The organism is Enterovirga sp. (genome assembly GCF_028290205.1).
Lineage (GTDB): Bacteria > Pseudomonadota > Alphaproteobacteria > Rhizobiales > Beijerinckiaceae > Enterovirga.
The window spans coordinates 1-21,124 of the sequence record NZ_JAQGKF010000101.1 but is presented as its reverse complement, the minus strand read 5'-3'; the positions used below and the strand labels follow the sequence as shown (position 1 = coordinate 21,124).

Here is a 21,124-nt window from a genome sequence, read left to right as displayed (position 1 = left end):
CTCTGTCTGCGGCAAGCCGGCACGTCCGCCATGCGGCTAGCAGGGCCCGGCCGCCAGGTCCAGGCGCGTGTGGCGCCCCTAGAGGCGCCGCAACAGCCGCCGGGTGGCCTCCAGGGCCACGCCGAACACCACATGCGAGGCGAGGCTGTATGCGTAATCGGCCGCCCCCTGGTCGCGCGGCGGCGGCCCGAGCCGCAGGCCGGGAACCACCCCCTGGTCCAGGACCGCCCAGATGGTGCCGCCGTAGAGCGCGCCGCCGCCCGCCGCGAGGCGGGGCTCAGCCTCGGCTGCCGCCCCGTACAGGGCGCCGAGGGCGGCGCCCGTGCCGAGATGGACCGCCTCCCCGGCATAGGCCCCGTAGGCGTCCGGCACCCGGTGACCCGCCGTCGCCATGGCGATCCTGTTCGCCACCTTCACGGTGGAGGGCTCGTCCTGCTCCGGACCGCCCTCCCGCCCGCTGCCGCCCGACGACATGGCCGCGTAGCCGCGCTGAAACAGGTCCATGGTGACCGACGCCACGACGCCGGCCACGGCTCCGGCCAGCACACCCTTGGCGAGATCTTCCGGACGAATTGTCATGGCCAGCTCCGTCGCGATCGGCGCAGGAGAACGCCGGCCGACGCCGGCGGTTCGCCCGCCGGCCCGCGACCGCCTATCGCGACCCTATCGCGACGGCCGCCTCAGGGCTGCCCGCGGCCGACGGCTCAGGGCTGCCAGGCCGGCTCATCCGAGGACGAGGGCGCCCGCGCGGCGATCCGGGCGGCGGAGATGCGCTCGAACAGGAGCCGGAGCGCGTCCGCCACGCCCTCGCCCGAGGCGGACGACAGAACCAGCGGTTCGCGGCCGCTCGCCTCGGCGAGCTGGGCCACCCGCTCCTGGCGCAGCACCGGATCGAGCGCGTCCGCCTTGCTCAGCGCCACCACCTCCGGCTTGTCCGGCAGGCCGTGCCCATAGGCATCGAGCTCGCCCCGGATGACCCGGTAGGCCTGGCCCACATCCTCGGACGTGCCGTCCACGAGGTGCAGCAGCACGCGGCAGCGCTCCACGTGGCCCAGGAAGCGGTCCCCCAGCCCGGCGCCCTCATGCGCGCCTTCGATCAGGCCCGGGATGTCGGCCAGCACGAATTCGCGCGCATCCGACCTCACCACACCGAGACCCGGATGGAGCGTCGTGAAGGGGTAGTCGGCGATCTTGGGCCGGGCAGCCGTGACGGTGGCCAGGAACGTGGATTTGCCGGCATTGGGCAGCCCGACCAGCCCCGCATCGGCAATCAGCTTCAGGCGCAGCCGGATCCAGCGCTCCTGCGACTCCTGTCCAGGATTCGCCCGGCGCGGCGCCTGGTTGGTCGAGGATTTGAAATGCGCGTTGCCGAAGCCACCGTTGCCGCCCTTCAGGAGCCGCACGCGCTGGCCGACATGGAGGATCTCGGCGATCACGGTCTCGCCGTCCTCGTCCCGAATCTCGGTCCCGGCCGGGACCTTCAGCACGGCGTCGTCGCCCGCATGTCCGGCCCGATTCTGACCCATGCCGTGCTGGCCGCGCCCAGCCTTGAAATGCTGCTTGTAGCGGTAGTCGACCAGCGTGTTCAGCCCGTCGACGCCCTCCGCCCAGACGTCACCGCCCTGGCCACCATCGCCCCCGTTGGGGCCCCCAAACTCGATGAACTTCTCGCGTCGGAACGCCACGCAGCCGTTGCCGCCGGCGCCCGACGCGATGAAGATCTTGGCTTCGTCAAGGAATTGCATGCGCCTAGCTAGGCGCGCGAGCCCCGGGGGGCAACGGCGGACCGTCAGACGGCATGCGATTCCTCATGCCGGCCCTGCGGCACGAACCCCGTGCTCGACCAGGCCTTGAAGCTCGACCAGGTCCGCCGGTCGAGCCTGAACGTGTCCACCGGGAACACGCCGCCGCGCGCCGGAAAGGGGTGCAGGCGGGAGCCGGTCGGCACGAAGCCGCATTTCTCGATCACCCGCCGGGACGCCCCGTTGATGACCCGGGCACTGGCATGGAGCTCGCCCCCGGACGTGTAGGCGAAATAGGCGTCGATCAGGGCCCGAACCGCCTCGGTGGCCAGTCCCTCCCCCCAATGCGGCGAGCCGAGCCAGTAGCCGAGGGCGGCTCGGCCATCCTGCTCCGTGATAGCCACGGCCCCGATCAGCGTGCCGGGCTTGGCCCGGGGCGTGATGGCGAGCGTCAAGCCGGAGCCTTCGGCGTTGGCGCGCCGGCTCGCGAGCACGAAGGCGGTGGCGGCCTCGGCCGGATAGGGATGGGGAATCCGCGCCGTCATCTCGGCCACGGCCGTCTCGCCGGCCAGACGCAGGATCGCCGGCGCATCGGCCTGGCGCGGCCAGCGCAGCCACAGCCGCCGGGTCTCCAGACGGAAGACGTCGTCGCGGGTGAGGTCGGGAAACATGCTCTGCTCCGATCCGAACGGATCTCCGGCAGACGCCGGGATCCGGGAACGACGAAGGGGAGGTGGCGGTCCCACCTCCCCTTCGGATCGGAGCTTCAGACGTGGCAGGTCTGAAGGAGCTCTGGTCCGCCGGTTCCTTGGGACACCGGCGGAAGCTCCTTCGTCAGGGACTCCGCCGCTATTCGGCCGCCTGTTGGGCGGCAAGGGCTGCGTCGGCAGCCGGTACGACCGACACGAAAGCTCGGCCCGCTTTGGTGAGAAAGCGGACTCGGCCTTCGGCCGTGGCGAACAGGGTGTGGTCCTTGCCCATCCCGACATTCACGCCGGGGTGGAACTTGGTGCCGCGCTGGCGAACGATGATGTTGCCGGACACGACCCGCTCGTCGCCGAACTTCTTGAGGCCGAGACGACGGCCGTCGGAATCGCGGCCGTTGCGGGAGGAGCCGCCTGCTTTCTTGTGTGCCATGACGCGTGTCCTTGAACTTGAGGCTGCTTACTCGCCGGCCGCCGATTCGGCCAGACCGGATTCCGGCGCTGCGGCGCGGCTGCGGCGGGTGTCGGCCGGGGCTTCGGCCAGCGTCTCGCCGTTCAGCGCGATGGAGCCGATCCGGACCAGGGTGTGATCCTGGCGGTGGCCACGCTTGCGGCGCGAGTTCTTGCGGCGGCGCTTCTTGAAGGCGATGACCTTAGGGCCGCGGCCATGCGCCACGAGCTCGCCCGTGACGACCGCTCCTGCGACGCTCGGCAGGCCGACCTCGGTGCCGCCCTCACGGGTCAGCATGAGCACCTCGTCGAACGTGATGGTGGAACCGGCCTCGCCCTCGATCTTGGGCACCGTGATGACATCAGCGGCGGCGACGCGGAATTGCTTCCCGCCCGTTCTGATCACTGCGAACATCGTTCTCTCCGTGTTCGATCCCGACTCCGCCGGGCTCTCGCCCGAACCGGTCCGGCTTCTTGGCAGTTTTGCGGGGTGTTCGGGCGCTGGCGCCCAAACGACGAACGCGCGGGCTTTCGGCCCACGCGAGGGGCGGGTCATACGGGAGGGCGATCCGGCTTGTCAACGCGGGCGGGTCGGCCCTGCCCGCTTGGACCGCGCGGCCCCGTGTCTTACATCTCGGCCGCACGGGAGGTGCTGACATGACCGAGCGCGCCGAAGCGGGGCTCGCCAGCGAGGGATCCCCCCCGGGAACGGCGCGCGCGGCGCGTCTCCTCGTCGGAGCCGCGGCCCTGTGCCTCGTGGCGGCCGGAAGCCTGCTGTGGTGGACGCAGGGCAGCGGGGTTTTCGTGGCCATGGTGACGGCCGGCCTCGCCTGGTGCTTCTGACAAGCGCCTGCCCCTCAACGTCTGACCAAGTGACACGACCATGAGCCCTCGCCGGCGCCGCCTCGCCGCCCCCCTGGCGGCCTTTCTCCTCGGTCTCGTGGCGCTGGGCACCGCCGCGTACGTGACCCTCGCTCCGAGCCCCAAAGTGGCCGCCGTCTCGTCGGTCGGCGGACCGTTCACGCTGCAGGACGGCGACGGCCGCACCGTCACCGAGCGCGACCTGAAAGGGGCGCCATTCCTGGTCTTCTTCGGCTTCACGCATTGCCCGGACATCTGCCCGACCAAGCTGTTCGAGATCTCCGAGATTCTGCGCGCCGCCGGCCCGCGTGGCGACAAGCTGCGGGCGCTGTTCGTCACGGTGGACCCGGAGCGCGACACGCCCGAGGTGATGAAGAGCTACGTGTCGAGCTTCGACCCCCGCATTCTCGCCCTCACCGGCAGCCAGGCCGAGATCGACCGCGTGGTGAAGAGCTACCGGGCCTTCGCCAAGAAGGCGGAGCTCAAGGAAGGCGGCTACACGATGGAGCACACCTCCCTCGTCTACCTGATGGATCGCGAGGGCCGCTTCGTCGGCTCCTTCAATGTGGAGCGTCCTGCGGCCAAGGCCGCCGAAGAGCTGCTGGCCCGGCTCTGATCAGGGCGCGTTCGCGGCCGGCGGGAGTACGAGCGACGTTCGGGCGAGGCCGTGCTCGGTCTTGTTCCAGCGGTCGGGGGCGAGGGCTAGCTCCCAGAGGGAGCGCCAGGCCGCCAGGCTGACCAGCAGGTAATAGGCCGGCATCAGGAGCGCGTAGGGCACCAGGCGCAGGCCCCACCTCCGCCGCCCGATCGCGAGCAGTCCGGGCAGGATCATGGCCAGGGTTCCGGCCAGAACCAGCGTGGCGGCGAGCCCCGTCGTGACATGGTCGACGATGCCCTCCCCGGGCAGCAGATCCCCGCGCAGGACGTCCAGCACGAGAATCGCCGTGAAAGCCGGGTAGACCACGGCCGAGGCAACGGCCCCGAACACAAGCCCGGCGATGCCGAACAGCCGCACGGGCCCGAGCCGGCCCAGATTTCGGATGGGCCGCCGCGAGTGCGTGATCGTGGTCTGGGCGAAGCCCTTCATCCACCGCGTGCGCTGGGCCAGCCAGGCCCGCAAGGTGGCCGGCGCCTCCTCCAGCGTGGACGAGGGAAGGTCCTCGATGCGGTGGCCGGCCATGGACAGGCGGACCGCCAGGTCGGCATCCTCCGTGACGTTCCAGGGATCCCAGCCGCCCAGCGCGCGAACCACCTCGGTCCGGAGATGGTTCGAGGTGCCGCCGAGCGGCATGGGGAGGTCGAATCTCGGCAGGGCCGGGTTCACGACGTCGAACAACCCTCCGTATTCCACTGCAAAGAAGCGGGTCAGGTGGTTGTCGTCGGCATTGTCGATGACGAGCCGGGCCTGCAGACAGGCGACGTCCGGGGCTGCCCGGGCGAAGGCCGCCACGGCGTCGCGCAACTGGCCGGGCTCCGGCACGTCCTCGGCGTCGTAGACGACAAGGTAATGTCCCCGCGCGAGCGCCAGCCCGACATTGAGGGCGCGGGGCTTGGTGCGGGGCTGCCCCGGCGGGACCGTCACCACCTCCACGAAGCCCGGCAGAGGGAGGCGCGCGAGGGCGGCCGCGGTTTCACCGTCCCCCTCCTCGATCAGCAGTTTGGCGTCGAGCTTGGCCGCCGGGTAGTCGAGCGCGCTCAGCGCCGCCACGAGTTTCCGCAGCACGCGGCTTTCGCGGAATAGCGGCACCAGCACGGTGTAGACGGGCAGGTCGGCATCCGGCAGGCGCGGTGACGCCGCGCCCGGCGGGGCCACCCTCTCCAGCGCAGCCGCGACCTTAATGGTGGCGAGGCCCAGAAAGGGCAGACCGACCAGAAGCATCGCGCCATGCCGGACCGAGCCGCCCACCCCGACCGCCACGAAGGCGAGAAGCAGCGCGCCGACGGCGGTCCAGGCGAGTTGCCCGAGGGTGATCCCGTCATAGAAGCTGTCATCCGGCCGCTCGCGGGGCAGGCTCTCGGCGGCCTGCCGGGCGATGTGCTCGCCGCGCGCGGCGAAGGTGGCGAGCCGCAGGCCATCCGGCGTGCAGAGGGCGAAGCCGGGCGGCCGACCGGGCGGAAGCCCGGCGAAGCGGACAAAGGCGGGGCCTCTCGGCGCGTAGACAAAGCTCCAGCGGTCGGTCGCGGCGAGCGGCGCGATGCCGCCGAGCACGGCCTCCGGAAAGCGGGCCAGCGGGTGGAGCGGCGGAACGGCGCTCAGAAAGGGAAGGCCCTTGGCCTCAGCCAGGGCCCGGTACACCGCCTCCGCCGGCGCGAGCCCGCTCGCGATCAGCGCCTCGTCGCCGCTGACCTGCCAGCGGCGGGACAGCTCCGCGGCGCGGAGCAGCACCGTCCGGTCGAGCCCGTGACCGACCAGGACGGCGAGTTCGGGCGGCAGCGGGGCAGCGCGCGCGCCCCGGTCCGCCCCGTCTGGATCCCCGGACGCGCCCGTCGTCACGACCCTCGCTCCCGCCTGAGGAGCCAAGAGCAACCGCGAGGTTAGGAGAAGCCCGACGATCGACTGAGGCGTGCAGGCCGGTTGCAAGCCGAGAAAGCGGGGCGCTATTCAGCCGCGATGCCGCGAGGGGCGGCGTATCTCAGTGACCGACAGCGAGTTCCCGGACCATGTCCCCGATCGATTCCGCCACCGCCGAAGCCGCCCGCAGCGCCGGCGCCTGGCCCTTCGAGGAGGCCCGCAAGCTCCTTGCCCGGCTGGAGAAGACCGGCAAGGGACAGGTGCTGTTCGAGACCGGCTACGGCCCCTCGGGCCTGCCGCATATCGGCACCTTCGGCGAGGTCGCCCGCACGTCCATGGTGCGGCAGGCGTTCCGGGTGCTGACCGGGGACCGGGTGCCGACGCGCCTGATCGCCTTCTCGGACGACATGGACGGGCTCCGCAAGGTGCCGGACAACGTGCCGAACCAGGAGCTCCTGCGGGCCCATCTGAACCAGCCGCTCACCGCCGTGCCGGATCCGTTCGGCACGCATGCGAGCTTCGGCGAGCACAACAACGCCCGCCTTCGCGCCTTCCTGGATTCGTTCGGCTTCGACTACGAGTTCATGTCGGCCACGGCCAGCTACCGCTCCGGCCTGTTCGACCCGACCCTGCGGCTCGTGCTGGAGCGCTACGACGCCGTGCAGGCGATCATGCTGCCGTCTCTGCGCGAGGAACGCAGCGCGAGCTACTCGGCCTTTCTGCCGCTGCACCCCAAGACCGGGCACGTCATGCAGGTGCCGATCGAGGAGGTCCGGCCCGATGCCGGCACCATCGTGTGGCGTGACCCGGACACGGGCGAGCGCTTCGAGACCCCGGTCACGGGAGGCCACGCCAAGCTGCAATGGAAGCCCGATTGGGCCATGCGCTGGGTGGCGCTCGGCGTCGATTACGAAATGGCCGGCAAGGACCTGATCGACTCGGTCAAGCTGTCGTCGCAGATCGCGCGCGCGCTCGGGGCCGAGCCGCCGGAGGGGTTCAACTACGAGCTCTTCCTGGACGAGGAGGGCCGCAAGATCTCGAAGTCCAAGGGCAACGGGCTCACCATCGACCAGTGGCTGCGCTACGGCACGCCCGAGAGCCTGTCGCTGTTCATGTTCAACCGCCCCCGGGAGGCGAAGAAGCTGCATCTCGGCGTGATCCCGCGCGCCGTGGACGAGTATCTGGGCTTCCTCGAGCGCTACCCGGCCCAGGACGCCAAGAACCGGCTTGGCAATCCGGCCTGGCACATCCATGCCGGCGAACCGCCCGCGCCGGAAGTCGTGGCCTCGGCCGGCGACGGCAAGGCCACCACGGTCAGCTTCGGGATGCTGCTGAATCTGGTCGCGGTGGCCAATACGGAGGACCCGGCGGTGCTTTGGGCCTTTATCCGCCGCTACGCGCCGGGCGTGTCGCCCGAAACGCATCCGGTGCTGAACCGCCTGGTCCGGCACGCGATCAGCTCCTACCGCGACCTCCTGCGGCCGGCGAAGACCTACCGGGCTCCAACAGAGGCCGAGCGGGCCGCACTGTCGGAGCTGGAAGCCGCCCTGGCCGCGCATGACGGCTCCACGGACGCGGAGCTGCTGCAGGGCATCGTCTACGAGGTCGGCCGGACCCACTTTCCGGACACCACAGGCAAGTCCAAGAGCCCGGACGGGCGCCCGGGCGTGTCACAGAGCTGGTTCGGCTCGATCTACAACGTGTTGTTCGGCGAAAGCCGCGGTCCCCGCTTCGGCTCCTTCGTCGCGCTTTACGGCGTCGCGGAAACGCGCGAGCTGATCCGGCGGGCGCTGGCCGGCGACCTGGTGCGCGAGCAGAGCGCGTTTCTCGCCGCCCGGGAGGCGGCGTAGCCGGAAGGCCCTCAGCAAGGGGCCGACCTCCACGGCTCGGCGTCTCAGGCGGCTGCTCCCGGCCGCCTTCAGACCGGCTTAGGCCGCGCCGGCAGCCGAGGGGCGCCCAGCATCGAATCCGACTCCGCCTCGCCATGCGGCCAAAGGGGCGGCGGGGGCAAGATTCCCCTCTCCGGCGCCGCACCGCGCGGCCATCGCACGCGGGTCCGGACGGAGACCACGTCCGGGAAGATTGTCACGGCGGCGGGGGTCAGATCACCGGATTGTGGCATGACGGCACCTCCAGGGTTCGCGAACGTGTCAGGCCCGGGCTGGGCCCCGCCTTGCAGACCGTTTCAGGGCAGCCGCGACGCCGTGCAAACGGCCTCGGAAACACCGCCTGAAGTGGATGACCTGGACGGCACAGATCGCTTGGCGATCTCGTCGGCGCCGCCGAGGCGGTCGCGTGCGAGGATCCCGTCGAGCTCGCGCTGATCGATCGCCACCGACTGGAACGACGTCCGCGTCCCGGGACGGAGAGGAATGAGAATCCTCGTCTCGACCCGCCGGTAGGCCAGAAAGGACAGGCTCTCGATCCTCTCCTCCTCGATCTCCACCGTATAGGCGCCCGGGGGCTGCGGGCCGTCGAGGCCGCTGACCGTGAAGGGGCGGATGAAGGTGACCGTGTCCTGCTTCAATCGGGTCGACATCCGGCGGCATCCTTGGTTGCGCTCACACCGTCGGTCGGTGAGGCAGATGGCAAACCGGAGGCCGCCCGAACCGGGTTCGAGCGGCAGCCGCAGCGGCACGCCTATTGCGCGAGCGCGTCGCGGGGGTCCGTGTAGAACATCAGGTCAGGGGCGGACCCATACGGGGCGGCCCAGACGCGCGCCCGCAACTGAGCACGATCAACCCCGCCTTGGATCAGCCTCTCGCCCGAAACATCCTCGGCCGCGTCCTTCGCGGTCAGGGCAAGCACTTCGGTCTGGTTGCCCCAGCTGCGCGTCCCCGGGTTTCGAAGCTTGACGATGAAGGCGACGCCCCGCTGCGAGATGCGCGGCCCCGTGCTCTTCCCAGCCGACGCCAGCACGGCCCCGATCACAGGCGCGCCCGGCGTGTCGTGCGCGATCGCAATGTAGCGTGACATGGTCGTCCCTCCCGATGCCGATCTGGAGAGAAAGCTCGTCCGAGCGCTCGCTAGGCGGCGCGGTCCAACGATCTTGCCAAACGCGAAAGTTGATATGGCCGGCGCCGGACTTGATTGCAAGTTGCGGCACCGGCCTCGGCCCTACCCGCGGCGCAGCCGCAGAGCGTTGCCGATCACGCTCACGGACGACAGCGCCATGGCGGCCGCCGCCAGCATGGGGGACAGCAGCCAGCCGGTGAGCGGGTAGAGCAGCCCGGCCGCCACCGGCACGCCGAGCGCGTTGTAGCCGAACGCGAAGGCGAGGTTCTGGCGGATGTTGCGCAAGGTCGCCCGCGACAGCCGGCGCGCCTCCACCAGCCGGCCGAGATCGCCGCCGAGCAGCGTGACCCCGGCGCTGGCAATGGCCACGTCGGTGCCGGTTCCCATGGCGATCCCGACATCGGCGGCCGCGAGCGCCGGCGCGTCATTGATGCCGTCGCCTGCCATGGCGACCACCCGGCCCTCCTCCCGGTAGCGCCGAACCAGGGCGGCCTTGCCGTCCGGCAGGGTGCCGGCCTCGACCTCCTGGATGCCGAGCCGCCGTGCGACGCTCTCCGCCGTGGGGCGGGCGTCGCCGGTGACCATCACGATGCGGATCCCGTCGGCCACCAGCCCGGCCAGGGCAGCCGGGGTCTCCGGCCGGATCGGATCGGTGACCGCCAGCCATCCGGCCGCAGTGCTGTCGACGGCGACGAAGACCAATGTCGCGCCCTCGCGGGCGAGCGGCTCGGCCGCCGCGGCGAGCGGTCCGACATCGATCCCCTCCGCGGCGAGCCAGGCCGCGTTGCCGATCCGCACGCGCCGGCTGTCAACCGTGCCGGCGGCACCTCGCCCCGTCGGGGCCTCGAACGCGGAGACGGGCGCCGTCGCGATGCCGCGGCTCTCGGCGGCCCGCACCACGGCGGTCGCGAGCGGGTGCTCGCTCGCCCGCTCCACCGACGCCGCGAGGCGCAGCAGGTCGGCCTCGTCGACCCCGGGCGCGGCCGCGATGCGGGTCACCTCCGGGCGGCCCAGCGTCAGCGTGCCGGTCTTGTCGACCAGCAGCGTGTCGACCGCCGCCAGCCGTTCCAGCGCGGCGGCATCGCGGACCAGGATGCCGGCCCGGGCGGCGCGGCCGATCGCCACCGTTACCGACATCGGGGTCGCGAGACCGAGCGCGCAGGGGCAGGCGATGATCAGCACCGCCACGGCAGCCGCCAGCGCATGCGGCAAGCGCGGCTCCGGCCCGACCAGCAGCCAGGCCGCGAGGCTGAGCAGGGCGATTGCCACCACGGCCGGCACGAACACGGCCGAGACCCGGTCCGCCAGTCGCTGGATCGGCGCGCGCGAGCGCTGCGCCTCGGCCACCATCTGGACGATGCGGGCCAGCACGGTGTCGCGGCCGACCCGCTCGGCCCGCATGACGAGGCCGCCGGGGCCGTTCACGGTGCCGCCCGTGACCGGGTCGCCCGGCCCCTTCTCGACCGGCATGGGCTCGCCTGTGACCATGGATTCGTCGAGGCCCGAGCGGCCCTCGACCACGACCCCGTCGACCGGGACCGCCTCGCCCGGGCGGACCCGCAGGCGGTCGCCCACGGCCACGGCGGCGAGTTCCACATCCTCCTCACGCCCGTCCGGGCCGAGGCGGCGGGCCGTCTTCGGGGTGAGATCCAGCAGCGCCCGGATGGCGCCCGAGGTCGCGTCGCGGGCCCTGAGCTCCAGGATTTGGCCGAGCAGGACCAGGATCGTGATCACCGCGGCGGCCTCGAAAAAGGTCGGGACGGCGCCGTGATGGTCCCGCATGGCGGCCGGGAACAGCGCCGGCGCCAGCGTCGCGACAAGGCTGTAGAGCCAGGCCGCGCCCGTGCCGATGGCGATCAGCGTGAACATGTTGAGATGGCCCGTCACCACGGAGCGCCAGCCCCGCTCCAGAAAGGGCCAGCCGACCCAGCCGACCACCGGCGTCGCGAGCGCGAGCCCGATCCAGTTCACGACGCTCTGGTCGAGGTCCGGCCACAGGCCGAACAGGTGGCGGCCCATCTCCAGCACCACGATCGGCAGGCTCAGCGCGAGGCCGATGGCGAAGCGGCGGTTGAAGTCGATCAGTTCGTGGTTGGGCCCGCTCTCGGCCGTGACCACGTCCGGCTCGAGCGCCATGCCGCAGAGCGGGCACGAACCCGGCCCCTCCTGGCGGATCTCCGGATGCATCGGGCAGGTGAACACCGTGCCGGCCGGCATCTCGACCGCCGGCGGCGGCGCCGCCCCGGCGCGGAAGCGCTCGGGTTCGGCCAGGAACTTGGTCCGGCAGCCGGCCGAGCAGAACAGCACCTCCTCGCCGTCGTGCAGAGCGCGATGCTTGGCCGTCTCCGGGTCCACCCGCATGCCGCAGACCGGGTCCGTGGCGAGCCCGCCAGCCGCCGGCCCGTCCTCGTGCCCGGGCTGCGGGTGCGGGTGCGAATGCCCGCCGCCGCAACACGGGCTGCGTCGGGAGGTGCTGTCGTGGGTCGCGATGCTCATGACTCTCTCCGTCTCGGCTTGCGGAGCGTTCTGCACCTTCCCACCATGGCAAGGTCAACCCACAGGTGAACACGGTGCGAATCGGGGAAGCAGCGGCCGCGTCCGGGGTTTCGGCCAAGATGATCCGGCATTACGAGGCGATCGGCCTCGTGCCGGCGGCGGGACGGCGCGGCAACGAGTACCGCGACTATGGCGATGCCGACATCCACCGGCTGCGCTTCATCCGGCGCGCGCGGGATCTCGGCTTCGGCATGGATCGGATCCGGGCGCTGCTGCGCCTGTGGAGTGACCGGGACCGCTCCAACGCGGATGTGAAGCAGATCGCGCTCGATCACGTGGCGGAGTTGGAGGAGCGGATCAGCGCGATGCGCGAGATGGCCGACACGCTGCACGAACTCGCGGCGGCCTGCGACGGCACCGGCCGCCCCGACTGCCCGATCCTGGGCGGGCTCGCCGGCACGCTCCCGGCTTCGCCCCGCGCTGCCGCAAAAGTTGACGCCCGACCCTCCCGTCCCGTATAGGCCGGCTCTTCACGATCGCGCTCACGATGCCCGGTCGCGGCGATCATCTCGCCCGATCCCAGGGCTACGACCTCAGGAAGACCGTCATGTCCCGTCGCTGCGAATTGTCCGGCAAGGCCGTGCTCGTCGGCAACCTCGTCAGCCACTCGAACCACAAGACGAAGTGCCGGTTCTTGCCGAACCTCGTCAACGTGACCCTGCAATCGGAAGCGCTTGGCCGCGGCGTCCGGCTCCGCATCACGGCGCACGCGCTGCGGTCGGTCGAGCACCGGGGCGGCCTGGATGCGTTCCTGGCCAAGGCCTCCGAATCGGACCTGTCACTCCGGGTGCGGCGGCTGAAGCGCGAAATCGGCGAAAAGCAGGCGGCCTGAGTCGCCTCCTGACCTCTGGCCGCTGCCCCATCCGGGCCGGCCACGGGCGAGCGCCTGCACGATCCGCCGCCCCGGCTCCTGCCGGGATCAGCGGCGATGACTGAAGCTCCCCTCCCCTTCTCCATGCCCGAGAGCCGCGATTTCGCGGCCCTCTCGGCCGGGTTCCGCTGGGACATCCCGCGCCGCTACAACATGGGCGTGGACGTGGCCGACCGCTGGGCGGCCGTTGATCCGGATCGCCCGGCGGTGATCGATGTGTCGCCGGACGGCCGCGTCGAGACCCTCACGCACGGCATGCTCCGCGAGCGCTCGAACCGCCTCGCCGGTGCGCTGCGGGCGCGCGGCACGAATTCGGGCGACCGGGTCGCCGTGCTGCTGCAGCAGGGCGCCGCCGTGCCGGTCGCGCATGCGGCGATCTACAAGCTCGGCGCCATTGCCCTGCCGCTTGCCTCGCTGTTCGGCACCGACGCCCTCCTCTACCGCCTCCAAGATGCGGGCGCGCGGGCGCTGATCACCGACTCGGCCGGGCTCGCCAAGCTCCGGCAGATCCGGGACCGGCTGCCCGGCCTCGAGGTCGTCCTGTCCATCCACGGCCCGGAGGGCGGGGCAGAGGGATGGGCCGAGGCCCTGGAAAGGGCCTCGCCTGACTTCACGGCCGTGGACAGCCTGGCCGACGACCCGGCCCTGATGATCTACACCTCGGGCACCACGGGCCAGCCCAAGGGCGCGCTCCACGCCCACCGCGTCCTGCTCGGGCACATGCCGGGACTCGTGTTTCCGCACGGGCTGTTTCCGCGGCCGGGCGATCGCTTCTGGACCCCGGCCGACTGGGCCTGGGCCGGCGGGCTCCTGAACGCCCTCCTCCCCTGCCTGCGCTCCGGCGTGCCGGTGGTGGCTCGCAAATACGACCGTTTCGACCCGGAGGCCGCGTTCCGGCTCCTGGCCGAGTTCGACATCCGCAACGGCTTCATTCCGCCGACCGCGCTCCGCATGATGCGGGCCGTCCAGCGCCCGCGCGAGCGCTTCCGCTTTCACCTCCGCAGCGTGTGCTCGGCCGGCGAGGCGCTCGGGGCCGAGACGGCGGCGTGGGGCCGCGAGGCGCTGGGCGTCACGGTGGACGAAGCCTATGGCCAGACCGAGTGCAACCTCGTGATCGGCACCGCCTCGAGCCTCGGGATCCACCGGCCGGGCGCGACCGGCAAGGCCGTGCCGGGCCACCGGGTGGCGGTGATTCGGCCGGACGGCTCGGCCTGCGAGCCGGGCGAGCTCGGCCAGATTGCCGTGCGACGGCCCGACCCCGTGATGTTTCTCGGCTACTGGAACGGTCCGGAGGCGAGCGAGCGCAAGTTCCTGGGCGACTGGATGCTGACCGGCGACCAGGCGACCGTCGACCCGGAGGGCTACATCGCCTTTGTCGGGCGGGACGACGACGTCATCACCTCGTCCGGCTACCGCATCGGCCCGGGCGAGATCGAGGATTGCCTGATCCGCCACCCGGCGGTGCGGCTCGCGGCCGCCATCGGCAAGCCGGACGAGATCAGGACCGAGATCGTGAAGGCGTTTGTGGTGCTGGCGCCGGGCCATGAGCCTTCGGATGCCCTCGCGGCCGACATCCAGGCTTTCGTGCGTGAGCGGCTCTCGGCGCACGAGTACCCGCGCGAGATCGCCTTCCGGGCCGAGCTGCCGATGACCACCACCGGCAAGGTCATCCGCCGCGTGCTGCGGGACCAAGGCTAGAACCGCCCGCCCGGTCAGGCGTAGCGCTTGGCTCCGGCCACGCACAGCACCACGAGCCCCGTCACGGCGACCATCGACCAGGCGACCGGCTCGCCCAGCAGCAGCCCGGCGAGTGCGAGCCCGAAGAACGGCTGCAGCAATTGCAGCTGCCCGACGCCCGCGATCCCGCCCAGCGCCAGGCCGCGATACCAGAACACGAACCCGACCAGCATGCTGAAGACCGAGACATAGGCGAGCCCCGCCCAGACCGGCAGGCCGATGCCGCTCCAGCTCCCCGGCAGGGTCGCGAGCCCGATCAGGCCCATCAGCGGCAGTGACAGCACCAGCGCCCAGGAGATCACCTGCCAGCCGCCAAGCCGTCGCGACAGCTTGGCGCCCTCCGCATAGCCGAGCCCGCAGACCAGGATCGCGGCCAGCATCAGCAGGTCGCCGGCCACGGAGGCTGCCGCGCTCTGAGCCAGCGCGAAGCCGGCGACCAGGGCGCTGCCAAGCAGCGAGAACAGCCAGAAGGCCGGTTTCGGCCGCTCGCCGCCCCGAAGCACCCCGAACAGCGCCGTCGCGATCGGCAGGAGGCCGATGAAGACGGTGGAGTGAGCGGCCGTGATATGTTGCAGGGCAAAGGCCGTGAGCAGCGGGAAGCCGACCACGACGCCGAGCGCCACCACGGCGAGGGAGCCGAAATCGCGCAGCGCCGGCGGCCTCTGCCGCAGGATGCCCAGAAGCGCCGCGCCGAGCAGGGCCGCGATCACGGCCCGGGCCGACGTCAGGAACAGCGGCGAGAGCCCGCCCACCGCGACCCGCGTGGCCGGCAGCGATCCACTGAAGATGATGATGCCGACGAGGCCGCTGCCCCATCCGGCCGTGCTGCGTGGCGTGGGCACGTCGGCTAGCTGCCCCGGCCCGGGACCTTCACCCAGGCCTCGCCGTCCAGCACCGGCTCGCCCCCGACCGAGCACAGGCAGGCGAGCCGCGCGCGGCGCTTCTCGGGGATGAGCTCGGCGACCCGCACCTCGACCCGCACGGTGTCGCCGATCCGGACCGGAGCGCGGAAATTCAGGGTCTGCGAGATGTAGACGGCCCCGGGTCCGGGCAGCCGCGTGCCGAGCACCGCCGAGATCAGGCTGGCCGTGTAGAGCCCGTGCGCGATGCGGCCGCCGAACGGGGTCTTGGCCGCAAAATGCTCCGACAGGTGGATCGGGTTGCGGTCGCCGGTGACCTCGGCGAACCCGACCACGTCGGAGGATTCGATGCGCTTCTCGAGCACCTCGGCCAGGCCCAGCGACAGGTCCTCGAACTGCAGCAGCCTCAGTTCCAGAAACATCCCATCCTCACGCCCGCGCCCGCGGATGGGCGGCGTCATAGGCCGCAAGAAGGCGGCCCGAGTCCACCTGCGTGTAGATCTGCGTTGTCGACAGCGAGGCGTGGCCGAGGAGTTCCTGGATGGCCCGGAGCTCGCCGCCGCGCGCCAGCAGGTGAGTCGCAAAGGAATGCCGCAGCGCATGCGGGGTCGCGCTGTCGGGCAGCCCGAGCGCGCCGCGCAGACCGGCCACCGCGAACTGGATGATGCGGGGCGAGAGCGGGCCGCCCTTTTGGCCGACGAACAGCGGATCGTCCGGGCCGAGGCGCCACGGACAGAGCGCCAGATAGGTTTCGATCGCGTCGCGGACCGGCCGGATCACCGGGACGGCCCGCACCTTGCCGCCCTTTCCGAGGACGCGGACCGAATCCTCGCTCCCGACAGGGGCATCGGCCCGGCGGATGCCGAGCGCCTCCGAGATGCGGAGGCCCGCCCCATAGAGCAGCGCCAGCACGGCCGCGTCCCGGGCGAGGATCCAGGGTTCGCGTGCCTCGCCCGCGCGGGTGGCGGCATCCGCCATGGCGAGGGCGGCCGAGGCCGAGACGGGCTTCGGAAGGCCTTTTGCGAGTTTTGGCCCGCGCACGGCCGCGAAAGCGGAGGCGGTGCCGTGGCCCTCGCGCTCGAGATGGCGGGCGAAGCCCCTCAAGGCGGCAAGCTGGCGCATCAGGGAGCGGCTCTCGACCCCGGCGCGCCGGCGCTCGGCCAGGAAGGCCCGGATGTCGAGCGGCTTCAGCCCGACCAGCACGGCGGGCGACGGCAGCTCGCCGAGATGGCCGGTCAGGAAGGCCGCGAACTGGCGCAGGTCGCGCCCATAGGCCTCGACGGTGTTGGGCGACAGCCGCCGCTCGGCGCCGAGCGAGGCAAGCCACGACCGGGCGGCCTCGCCCAGTTCGGGCGTGCCCGGAAAGGCGGCCGCCGCCGCGGCCCGCTCCGCGGGCGGCCGTTCGGCGCTGGCCGGTTGCGTCCTCATGCCGAAGCCATCATGTTCCCGTTTCGTCCGCCGACCATGCCCGGATCAAGGTTACCGCCCCCCCAATGGCCGCGACGGTCGCCGAGATCCTGATCCCGCTCGCCCTCGACCAGACCTACAGCTACGCGGTGCCGGACGGAATCCCGCTCGCGCCGGGCGATGTCGTGCAGGTGCCGCTCGGCCCGCGGTCGCGGGTCGGCGTCGTGTGGTCGCTCCGTCCCGGGGCCCCCGCGAACCTGAAGCTGGTCGAGGCGCGGCTGCCCGTGGCGCCCCTCGCCCCCGCTCTCCGCAAGCTGGTGGATTGGCTGAGCTGGTACACCCTGGCGCCCAAGGGATCGGCGCTCGGCCTCGTGCTGCGCGTCCCGGGCGAGGCCCCGGAGGTGTCCCGCGTGGGCGTGCGCCTGGCCGGGCCGCCGCCGGCCCGCATGACCCCGGCCCGGACCCGGGTGCTCCAGGCCGCCGAAGGCGGACTGATCCACCTCCGGCGCGAGCTCGCCGACCGGGCCGGCGTCGGCACGGGCGTGATCGACGGGCTCGTCGACGAGGGCACGCTGGAAACGGTGGCGCTGCGGCCCGAGCCGGTGGCGGAGCGGCCGGACCCGGACCACGCTCAGCCCGCCCTGTCGGAGCACCAGCGCGCCGCCGCGGCGGCGCTGGCGGCCGCAGTGGCAACGGCCGCGGACCCGTCCATGGCCGGGGCGGCCGCGCCGGTGATCCTGCTCGACGGGGTGACCGGCTCAGGCAAGACGGAGGTGTATTTCGAAGCGGTCGCCGAGGCCGTGCGGCAGGGTCGGCAGGCGCTGATCCTGATGCCGGAAATTGCCCTCACCTCGGTGTTCCTGGAGCGGTTCGCGGCCCGCTTCGGCACCCGGCCCGCGGCCTGGCATTCGGGGGTCTCGGGACGGCGGCGCGAGCGCGTTCTGGCCGGCGTCACGGCCGGCGAGGTGCAGGTCGTGGCCGGCGCCCGCTCGGCGCTGTTTCTGCCGTTCCGCAATCTCGGGCTCGTGGTCGTCGACGAGGAACACGAGGGGGCCTACAAGCAGGAGGACGGCGTCTGCTACCACACCCGCGACATCGCCATCGTGCGCGCCCGGCTCGAGGGCTGCCCGGTGGTGCTGGCCTCCGCCACCCCGTCCATCGAGACTCGGGTCAACGTGGCCCGCAAGCGCTTCGCCCGGGTGGCCCTGCCGGAGCGATTCGGCGGCCGCCGCCTTCCGGATATCCGGCCGATCGACCTCCGGAGCGACCCGCCCCCGCCCGGCCGCTTCATGTCGCCCGGCCTCGTCGAGGCGCTGCGGACCACCGTGGCGGCCGGCGAGCAGGCGCTGCTGTTCCTGAACCGCCGTGGCTACGCGCCGCTCACGCTGTGCCGCACCTGCGGCCACCGCTCGTCCTGCCCGAACTGCTCCGCCTGGCTGGTGGAGCACCGCTTCCGGCGTGCCCTCGTGTGCCACCATTGCGGCCATGCCGAGCGGGTGCCCGAGGCCTGCATGGCCTGCGGCACGGTCGGCTCGCTCGTGCCCTGCGGCCCCGGCGTGGAGCGAATCGCCGAGGAGGCGGCTGCGCTGTTTCCGGAGGCCCGCCGCATCGTGCTGTCGAGCGACTTCCCGGGCGGCACCGAACGGCTGCGCACCGAACTCGCCGCCATCGCGGCCGGCGAGGCCGACATCGTCATCGGCACCCAGCTCGTGGCCAAGGGGCACAACTTCCCCGCCATGACCCTGGTCGGCGTGCTCGATGCCGATATCGGGCTGACCTCCGGCGACCCGCGGGCGGCCGAGCGGACGTTTCAGCTCCTGCAGCAGGTGACCGGCCGGGCCGGGCGGGGCGCGAGGCCTGGACGGGCCATCCTGCAGACCTACCAGCCCGAGCACCCAGTCATTGCGGCACTGATCTCGGGCGAGGTCGAGCGCTTCTATCGCGAGGAGACCGCGGCGCGCGAGGCGGCCGGGCTGCCGCCATTCGGGCGGCTCGCCTCGCTGATCGTCTCGGCCGCGGACCGGGCCTCGGCCGAAAGCCACGGCCGCGCGCTGGCCCGGGCCGCCGACCCGCCGCCGGGCGTCCTGGTGCTCGGGCCGGCGGAGGCGCCCCTCGCCCTGATCCGCGGCCGCCACCGCTTCCGACTGCTGGTGAAGACGGCCCGCGACGTGCGCCTTCAGGATTACCTGCGCGAATGGCTGTTCAGGGCCGAGAAGCCGCGCGGCTCCGTGCGCGTGCAGGTGGATGTCGACCCGCAGAGCTTTCTCTAGCGCCGTCTCCGCACCGAACCGGCCAGCGGCCGTCCCGTGACCGGGGCCCGCCCGCAACCCGCGGCTGCGCCGGCCGGTTCGTCCATGCCGGGCTGATTGACCCCCTCCGAGCTTGGTGACAAGCTTTCACCACGGCGGCGGCCATGCGGGTCGCGCCGTCCGAACCGGACACATCCGGCGGGTCATGTGGAGGAACGGCCGGCTCCCCGGCACGTCCCGGGCCGGCGGCCTGCGCCGGACGGACGGCGACGGGCGGCGCGCCAAGGGGAGCAGGTCGCGGCGCGTGTCGTTGTTTCTCCAGCAGGTCCTGAACGGGCTCACGCTCGGCAGCGTGTACAGCCTGGTGGCGCTCGGGCTGACGCTCGTCTACGGCATCCTGCACATCCCCAACTTCTCGCACGGCGCGCTGTTCACGGCCGGCGCCTATGCGGCCTTTTTTGTCAGCGGAACGCTCGGCGCCAATTACTGGGTCGCCCTGGCGGCGGCGGCTCTCGTCACGGCGGCGCTGGCGGTGGTGTGCGAGCGGCTGGTGTTCAGCCGTCTGCGCGACTCGCCGCCCCTGCACGACATGATCGCGGCGATCGGGCTGCTGCTGCTGATCGAGGCGATCGCGCACGCGATCTGGGGCGCCGATTTCCGCCGCCTCGCCCCGCCCTATCCTGGCATCCTGCGGATCGCCGGAACCGTGCTGCCGATCCAGCGCGCGCTGATCATCGCCGGCGCGATCGGCCTGATGGTGGCCCTGCACCTGTTTCTCACCCGCACGGTCACGGGCTCGACCATCGTGGCCATGGCGCAGAACCGGGAGGGCGCCTCGCTGGTCGGCATCGACCTCGCCCGCGTGTCCATGATCACGTTTGCGATCTCGGGCGCGCTCGCGGCGGTCGCGGCGGTGCTGTTCGTGCCCATCAGCCTGATCTTCCCGACCATGGGCAACCTGGTCATCCTCAAGGCCTTCGTGATCATCATCCTGGGCGGCATGGGGTCGGTGCCCGGGGCCATCCTGGGCGGCATGATCATCGGCTTCGCGGAGAGTTTCGGCGCCTTCTACATCTCGACCGACCTGAAGGACCTGATCGCCTTCGCGGCCCTGGTGCTGATCCTGTCTGTCCGGCCGCAGGGCCTGTTTCCGAGCGCCGCCCGATGAGCCCCGCCCTGCAGCGCTACGGGCTCGCCGGGGTCGGGCTCCTGGCCGCCCTCGTCTACCCGTTCCTCGTGCCGAACGACTACTTCGTCTACGTGATGGTGCTGGCCTTCATCTACGCCATCGCGGCGGTCGGCCTGAACCTGATCCTCGGCTATACGGGCCAACTCAACCTGGCCCATGCCGGGTTCATGGCCATCGGCGCCTATTCGGTCGGCATCATGACCGTCGATTACGGGGTGCCGTACTGGATCGCCTTCGTCCTCGCCGGGATCATCACGGCCGCGCTCGGCTTGCTGGCCGGGCTCGTCTCGTTGCGCCTGCGGCACGATTACTTCGCGATCTTCACCCTCTGCGTCGGCATCATCATCTGGCTGGTGATCGAGAAGTGGGACTGGCTGACCCACGGCGTCGTGGGCATCATCGGCATTCCGGCGCCGACCGGGATCGGGCCGTTGCGGTTCGAGTCCACCCTGTCGCAATACTATCTCGTGCTGGCCGTGCTGGTCATCGCGCTGTTTGTGATGGACCGCATCGTCCATTCGCTGCTGGGCCGGGCCTTCGTGGCGATCCGCAACGGCGAGGCCCTGGCCGAGGCGCTGGGCGTGCCGCTGATGCGGACCAAGGTCACGGCCTTCGTGATCTCCGTGACCTACGCGGGTTATGCGGGCGCGCTCTATGCGGGCTTCGTGCGCTTTCTCGGCCCGGCCATCGCGTCCGAGGCCAACGCCTTCGACATGATCGCCTTTATCCTGGTCGGTGGGCTCGGCACGCTGTCCGGCCCGGTGATCGGCGCCGTGCTGCTGACCTGGGCCACGCAGTCGCTGCAATTCCTGCAGGATTACCGGCTGCTGGTGTTCGGCCCCCTGCTCATCGTCCTGGTCATGTTCATGCCGAAGGGCATCATCGGCACCTGGAAGGTGCGCCAGGCGCGGCGGGAGGGCGCGCGGGCCGCGCAGGCCCGGGCCGAGGCGGCCGTTCAGGGCGGCCCTCCG

21 protein-coding genes are annotated in these 21,124 nt (G+C 71.7%); 9 read left to right on the top strand and 12 right to left on the bottom strand.

Going from position 1 to position 21,124, the window contains the following annotated elements:
• Positions 1 to 78: 78 nt before the first annotated feature.
• From JWR86_RS07140 to rplU, 5 genes are all read right to left on the bottom strand, one after another.
• Entirely contained in the window at positions 79 to 579 is a 501-nt protein-coding gene (locus JWR86_RS07140; protein WP_299562828.1) for a DUF1440 domain-containing protein, read from the bottom strand.
• Positions 580 to 704: 125 nt separating this feature from the next.
• The gene (gene obgE / locus JWR86_RS07135; RefSeq protein WP_299562825.1) at positions 705 to 1,745 is read right to left on the bottom strand and encodes a GTPase ObgE; all 1,041 of its coding nucleotides are present in this window, start codon (positions 1,743 to 1,745) and stop codon (positions 705 to 707) included.
• Between the two features lie 44 nt (positions 1,746 to 1,789).
• Complete coding sequence (locus JWR86_RS07130; RefSeq protein ID WP_299562822.1) at positions 1,790 to 2,413, bottom strand: GNAT family N-acetyltransferase; 624 nt, start codon at positions 2,411 to 2,413, stop codon at positions 1,790 to 1,792.
• Between the two features lie 178 nt (positions 2,414 to 2,591).
• Positions 2,592 to 2,879, bottom strand: coding sequence for a 50S ribosomal protein L27 (rpmA, locus tag JWR86_RS07125; protein ID WP_299562819.1), 288 nt, complete (start codon positions 2,877 to 2,879; stop codon positions 2,592 to 2,594).
• 27 nt (positions 2,880 to 2,906) lie between these two features.
• Positions 2,907 to 3,311: a 50S ribosomal protein L21 gene (gene rplU, locus JWR86_RS07120; protein WP_299562816.1), complete on the bottom strand. Its 405-nt coding sequence runs from the start codon at positions 3,309 to 3,311 to the stop codon at positions 2,907 to 2,909.
• A gap of 242 nt (positions 3,312 to 3,553) precedes the next feature.
• On the opposite strand from rplU, the gene JWR86_RS07115 reads away from it, so the two are divergent.
• Positions 3,554 to 3,739: a hypothetical protein gene (locus JWR86_RS07115; RefSeq protein ID WP_299562813.1), complete on the top strand. Its 186-nt coding sequence runs from the start codon at positions 3,554 to 3,556 to the stop codon at positions 3,737 to 3,739.
• Between the two features lie 40 nt (positions 3,740 to 3,779).
• Complete coding sequence (locus tag JWR86_RS07110; RefSeq protein WP_299562809.1) at positions 3,780 to 4,373, top strand: SCO family protein; 594 nt, start codon at positions 3,780 to 3,782, stop codon at positions 4,371 to 4,373.
• Here the strand turns inward: JWR86_RS07110 and JWR86_RS07105 are convergent, their stop codons facing one another.
• Positions 4,374 to 6,251 (bottom strand): glycosyltransferase family 2 protein, encoded by a 1,878-nt coding sequence (locus JWR86_RS07105; protein ID WP_299562806.1) that lies wholly within the window; start codon positions 6,249 to 6,251, stop codon positions 4,374 to 4,376.
• Positions 6,252 to 6,418: 167 nt separating this feature from the next.
• On the opposite strand from JWR86_RS07105, the gene JWR86_RS07100 reads away from it, so the two are divergent.
• Positions 6,419 to 8,119 (top strand): lysine--tRNA ligase, encoded by a 1,701-nt coding sequence (locus tag JWR86_RS07100; RefSeq protein WP_299562803.1) that lies wholly within the window; start codon positions 6,419 to 6,421, stop codon positions 8,117 to 8,119.
• A 335-nt stretch (positions 8,120 to 8,454) separates the two neighbouring features.
• Here the strand turns inward: JWR86_RS07100 and JWR86_RS07095 are convergent, their stop codons facing one another.
• The 3 genes from JWR86_RS07095 to JWR86_RS07085 all read right to left on the bottom strand — a co-directional run bounded on the left by JWR86_RS07095 (position 8,455) and on the right by JWR86_RS07085 (position 11,780).
• Positions 8,455 to 8,808 carry a hypothetical protein gene (locus tag JWR86_RS07095; protein WP_299562801.1) on the bottom strand — a complete coding sequence of 118 codons (354 nt, stop codon included), beginning with the start codon at positions 8,806 to 8,808 and terminating at the stop codon, positions 8,455 to 8,457.
• Between the two features lie 101 nt (positions 8,809 to 8,909).
• On the bottom strand, positions 8,910 to 9,245 hold the full coding sequence (locus JWR86_RS07090; RefSeq protein WP_299562798.1) for a hypothetical protein: 336 nt from the start codon (positions 9,243 to 9,245) through the stop codon (positions 8,910 to 8,912).
• Between the two features lie 141 nt (positions 9,246 to 9,386).
• Positions 9,387 to 11,780, bottom strand: a complete 2,394-nt coding sequence (locus JWR86_RS07085) for a heavy metal translocating P-type ATPase (RefSeq protein ID WP_299562795.1) — start codon at positions 11,778 to 11,780, stop codon at positions 9,387 to 9,389.
• A 74-nt stretch (positions 11,781 to 11,854) separates the two neighbouring features.
• On the opposite strand from JWR86_RS07085, the gene cueR reads away from it, so the two are divergent.
• From cueR to JWR86_RS07070, 3 genes are all read left to right on the top strand, one after another.
• Positions 11,855 to 12,301, top strand: coding sequence for a Cu(I)-responsive transcriptional regulator (cueR, locus tag JWR86_RS07080; RefSeq protein WP_299562792.1), 447 nt, complete (start codon positions 11,855 to 11,857; stop codon positions 12,299 to 12,301).
• An 86-nt stretch (positions 12,302 to 12,387) separates the two neighbouring features.
• Positions 12,388 to 12,672: a 50S ribosomal protein L28 gene (gene rpmB, locus JWR86_RS07075; protein WP_299562789.1), complete on the top strand. Its 285-nt coding sequence runs from the start codon at positions 12,388 to 12,390 to the stop codon at positions 12,670 to 12,672.
• 123 nt (positions 12,673 to 12,795) lie between these two features.
• On the top strand, positions 12,796 to 14,409 hold the full coding sequence (locus tag JWR86_RS07070; protein WP_366914567.1) for an AMP-binding protein: 1,614 nt from the start codon (positions 12,796 to 12,798) through the stop codon (positions 14,407 to 14,409).
• Positions 14,410 to 14,423: 14 nt separating this feature from the next.
• On the opposite strand, the gene JWR86_RS07065 is transcribed toward JWR86_RS07070, so the two are convergent.
• The 3 genes from JWR86_RS07065 to JWR86_RS07055 are packed head-to-tail and all read right to left on the bottom strand — an operon-like array spanning position 14,424 to position 16,736.
• Positions 14,424 to 15,290 carry a DMT family transporter gene (locus tag JWR86_RS07065; RefSeq protein WP_299562783.1) on the bottom strand — a complete coding sequence of 289 codons (867 nt, stop codon included), beginning with the start codon at positions 15,288 to 15,290 and terminating at the stop codon, positions 14,424 to 14,426.
• 5 nt (positions 15,291 to 15,295) lie between these two features.
• Positions 15,296 to 15,730 (bottom strand): MaoC family dehydratase, encoded by a 435-nt coding sequence (locus tag JWR86_RS07060; RefSeq protein ID WP_299562780.1) that lies wholly within the window; start codon positions 15,728 to 15,730, stop codon positions 15,296 to 15,298.
• Between the two features lie 7 nt (positions 15,731 to 15,737).
• Entirely contained in the window at positions 15,738 to 16,736 is a 999-nt protein-coding gene (locus JWR86_RS07055; RefSeq protein WP_299562777.1) for a tyrosine recombinase XerC, read from the bottom strand.
• 65 nt (positions 16,737 to 16,801) lie between these two features.
• On the opposite strand from JWR86_RS07055, the gene JWR86_RS07050 reads away from it, so the two are divergent.
• From JWR86_RS07050 to JWR86_RS07040, 3 genes are all read left to right on the top strand, one after another.
• Positions 16,802 to 18,985, top strand: a complete 2,184-nt coding sequence (locus tag JWR86_RS07050; protein WP_299562774.1) for a primosomal protein N' — start codon at positions 16,802 to 16,804, stop codon at positions 18,983 to 18,985.
• 283 nt (positions 18,986 to 19,268) lie between these two features.
• Positions 19,269 to 20,132, top strand: coding sequence for a branched-chain amino acid ABC transporter permease (locus JWR86_RS07045; RefSeq protein WP_299562772.1), 864 nt, complete (start codon positions 19,269 to 19,271; stop codon positions 20,130 to 20,132).
• On the top strand, positions 20,129 to 21,124 hold a 996-nt coding region (locus JWR86_RS07040; protein ID WP_299562769.1), incomplete at its 3' end, for a branched-chain amino acid ABC transporter permease. The genes JWR86_RS07045 and JWR86_RS07040, both read left to right, overlap by 4 nt.

Coding starts and splice junctions, on each gene's coding strand:
- JWR86_RS07110 (WP_299562809.1), top strand. CDS start 3,780: ATGAGCCCTCGCCGGCGCCGCCTCGCCGCCCCCCTGGCGGCCTTTCTC.
- JWR86_RS07115 (WP_299562813.1), top strand. CDS start 3,554: ATGACCGAGCGCGCCGAAGCGGGGCTCGCCAGCGAGGGATCCCCCCCG.
- JWR86_RS07055 (WP_299562777.1), bottom strand. CDS start 16,736: ATGAGGACGCAACCGGCCAGCGCCGAACGGCCGCCCGCGGAGCGGGCC.
- JWR86_RS07060 (WP_299562780.1), bottom strand. CDS start 15,730: ATGTTTCTGGAACTGAGGCTGCTGCAGTTCGAGGACCTGTCGCTGGGC.
- rplU (WP_299562816.1), bottom strand. CDS start 3,311: ATGTTCGCAGTGATCAGAACGGGCGGGAAGCAATTCCGCGTCGCCGCC.
- JWR86_RS07090 (WP_299562798.1), bottom strand. CDS start 9,245: ATGTCACGCTACATTGCGATCGCGCACGACACGCCGGGCGCGCCTGTG.
- JWR86_RS07130 (WP_299562822.1), bottom strand. CDS start 2,413: ATGTTTCCCGACCTCACCCGCGACGACGTCTTCCGTCTGGAGACCCGG.
- rpmA (WP_299562819.1), bottom strand. CDS start 2,879: ATGGCACACAAGAAAGCAGGCGGCTCCTCCCGCAACGGCCGCGATTCC.
- JWR86_RS07050 (WP_299562774.1), top strand. CDS start 16,802: ATGGCCGCGACGGTCGCCGAGATCCTGATCCCGCTCGCCCTCGACCAG.
- JWR86_RS07070 (WP_366914567.1), top strand. CDS start 12,796: ATGCCCGAGAGCCGCGATTTCGCGGCCCTCTCGGCCGGGTTCCGCTGG.
- rpmB (WP_299562789.1), top strand. CDS start 12,388: ATGTCCCGTCGCTGCGAATTGTCCGGCAAGGCCGTGCTCGTCGGCAAC.
- JWR86_RS07085 (WP_299562795.1), bottom strand. CDS start 11,780: ATGAGCATCGCGACCCACGACAGCACCTCCCGACGCAGCCCGTGTTGC.
- obgE (WP_299562825.1), bottom strand. CDS start 1,745: ATGCAATTCCTTGACGAAGCCAAGATCTTCATCGCGTCGGGCGCCGGC.
- JWR86_RS07095 (WP_299562801.1), bottom strand. CDS start 8,808: ATGTCGACCCGATTGAAGCAGGACACGGTCACCTTCATCCGCCCCTTC.
- JWR86_RS07140 (WP_299562828.1), bottom strand. CDS start 579: ATGACAATTCGTCCGGAAGATCTCGCCAAGGGTGTGCTGGCCGGAGCC.
- JWR86_RS07100 (WP_299562803.1), top strand. CDS start 6,419: ATGTCCCCGATCGATTCCGCCACCGCCGAAGCCGCCCGCAGCGCCGGC.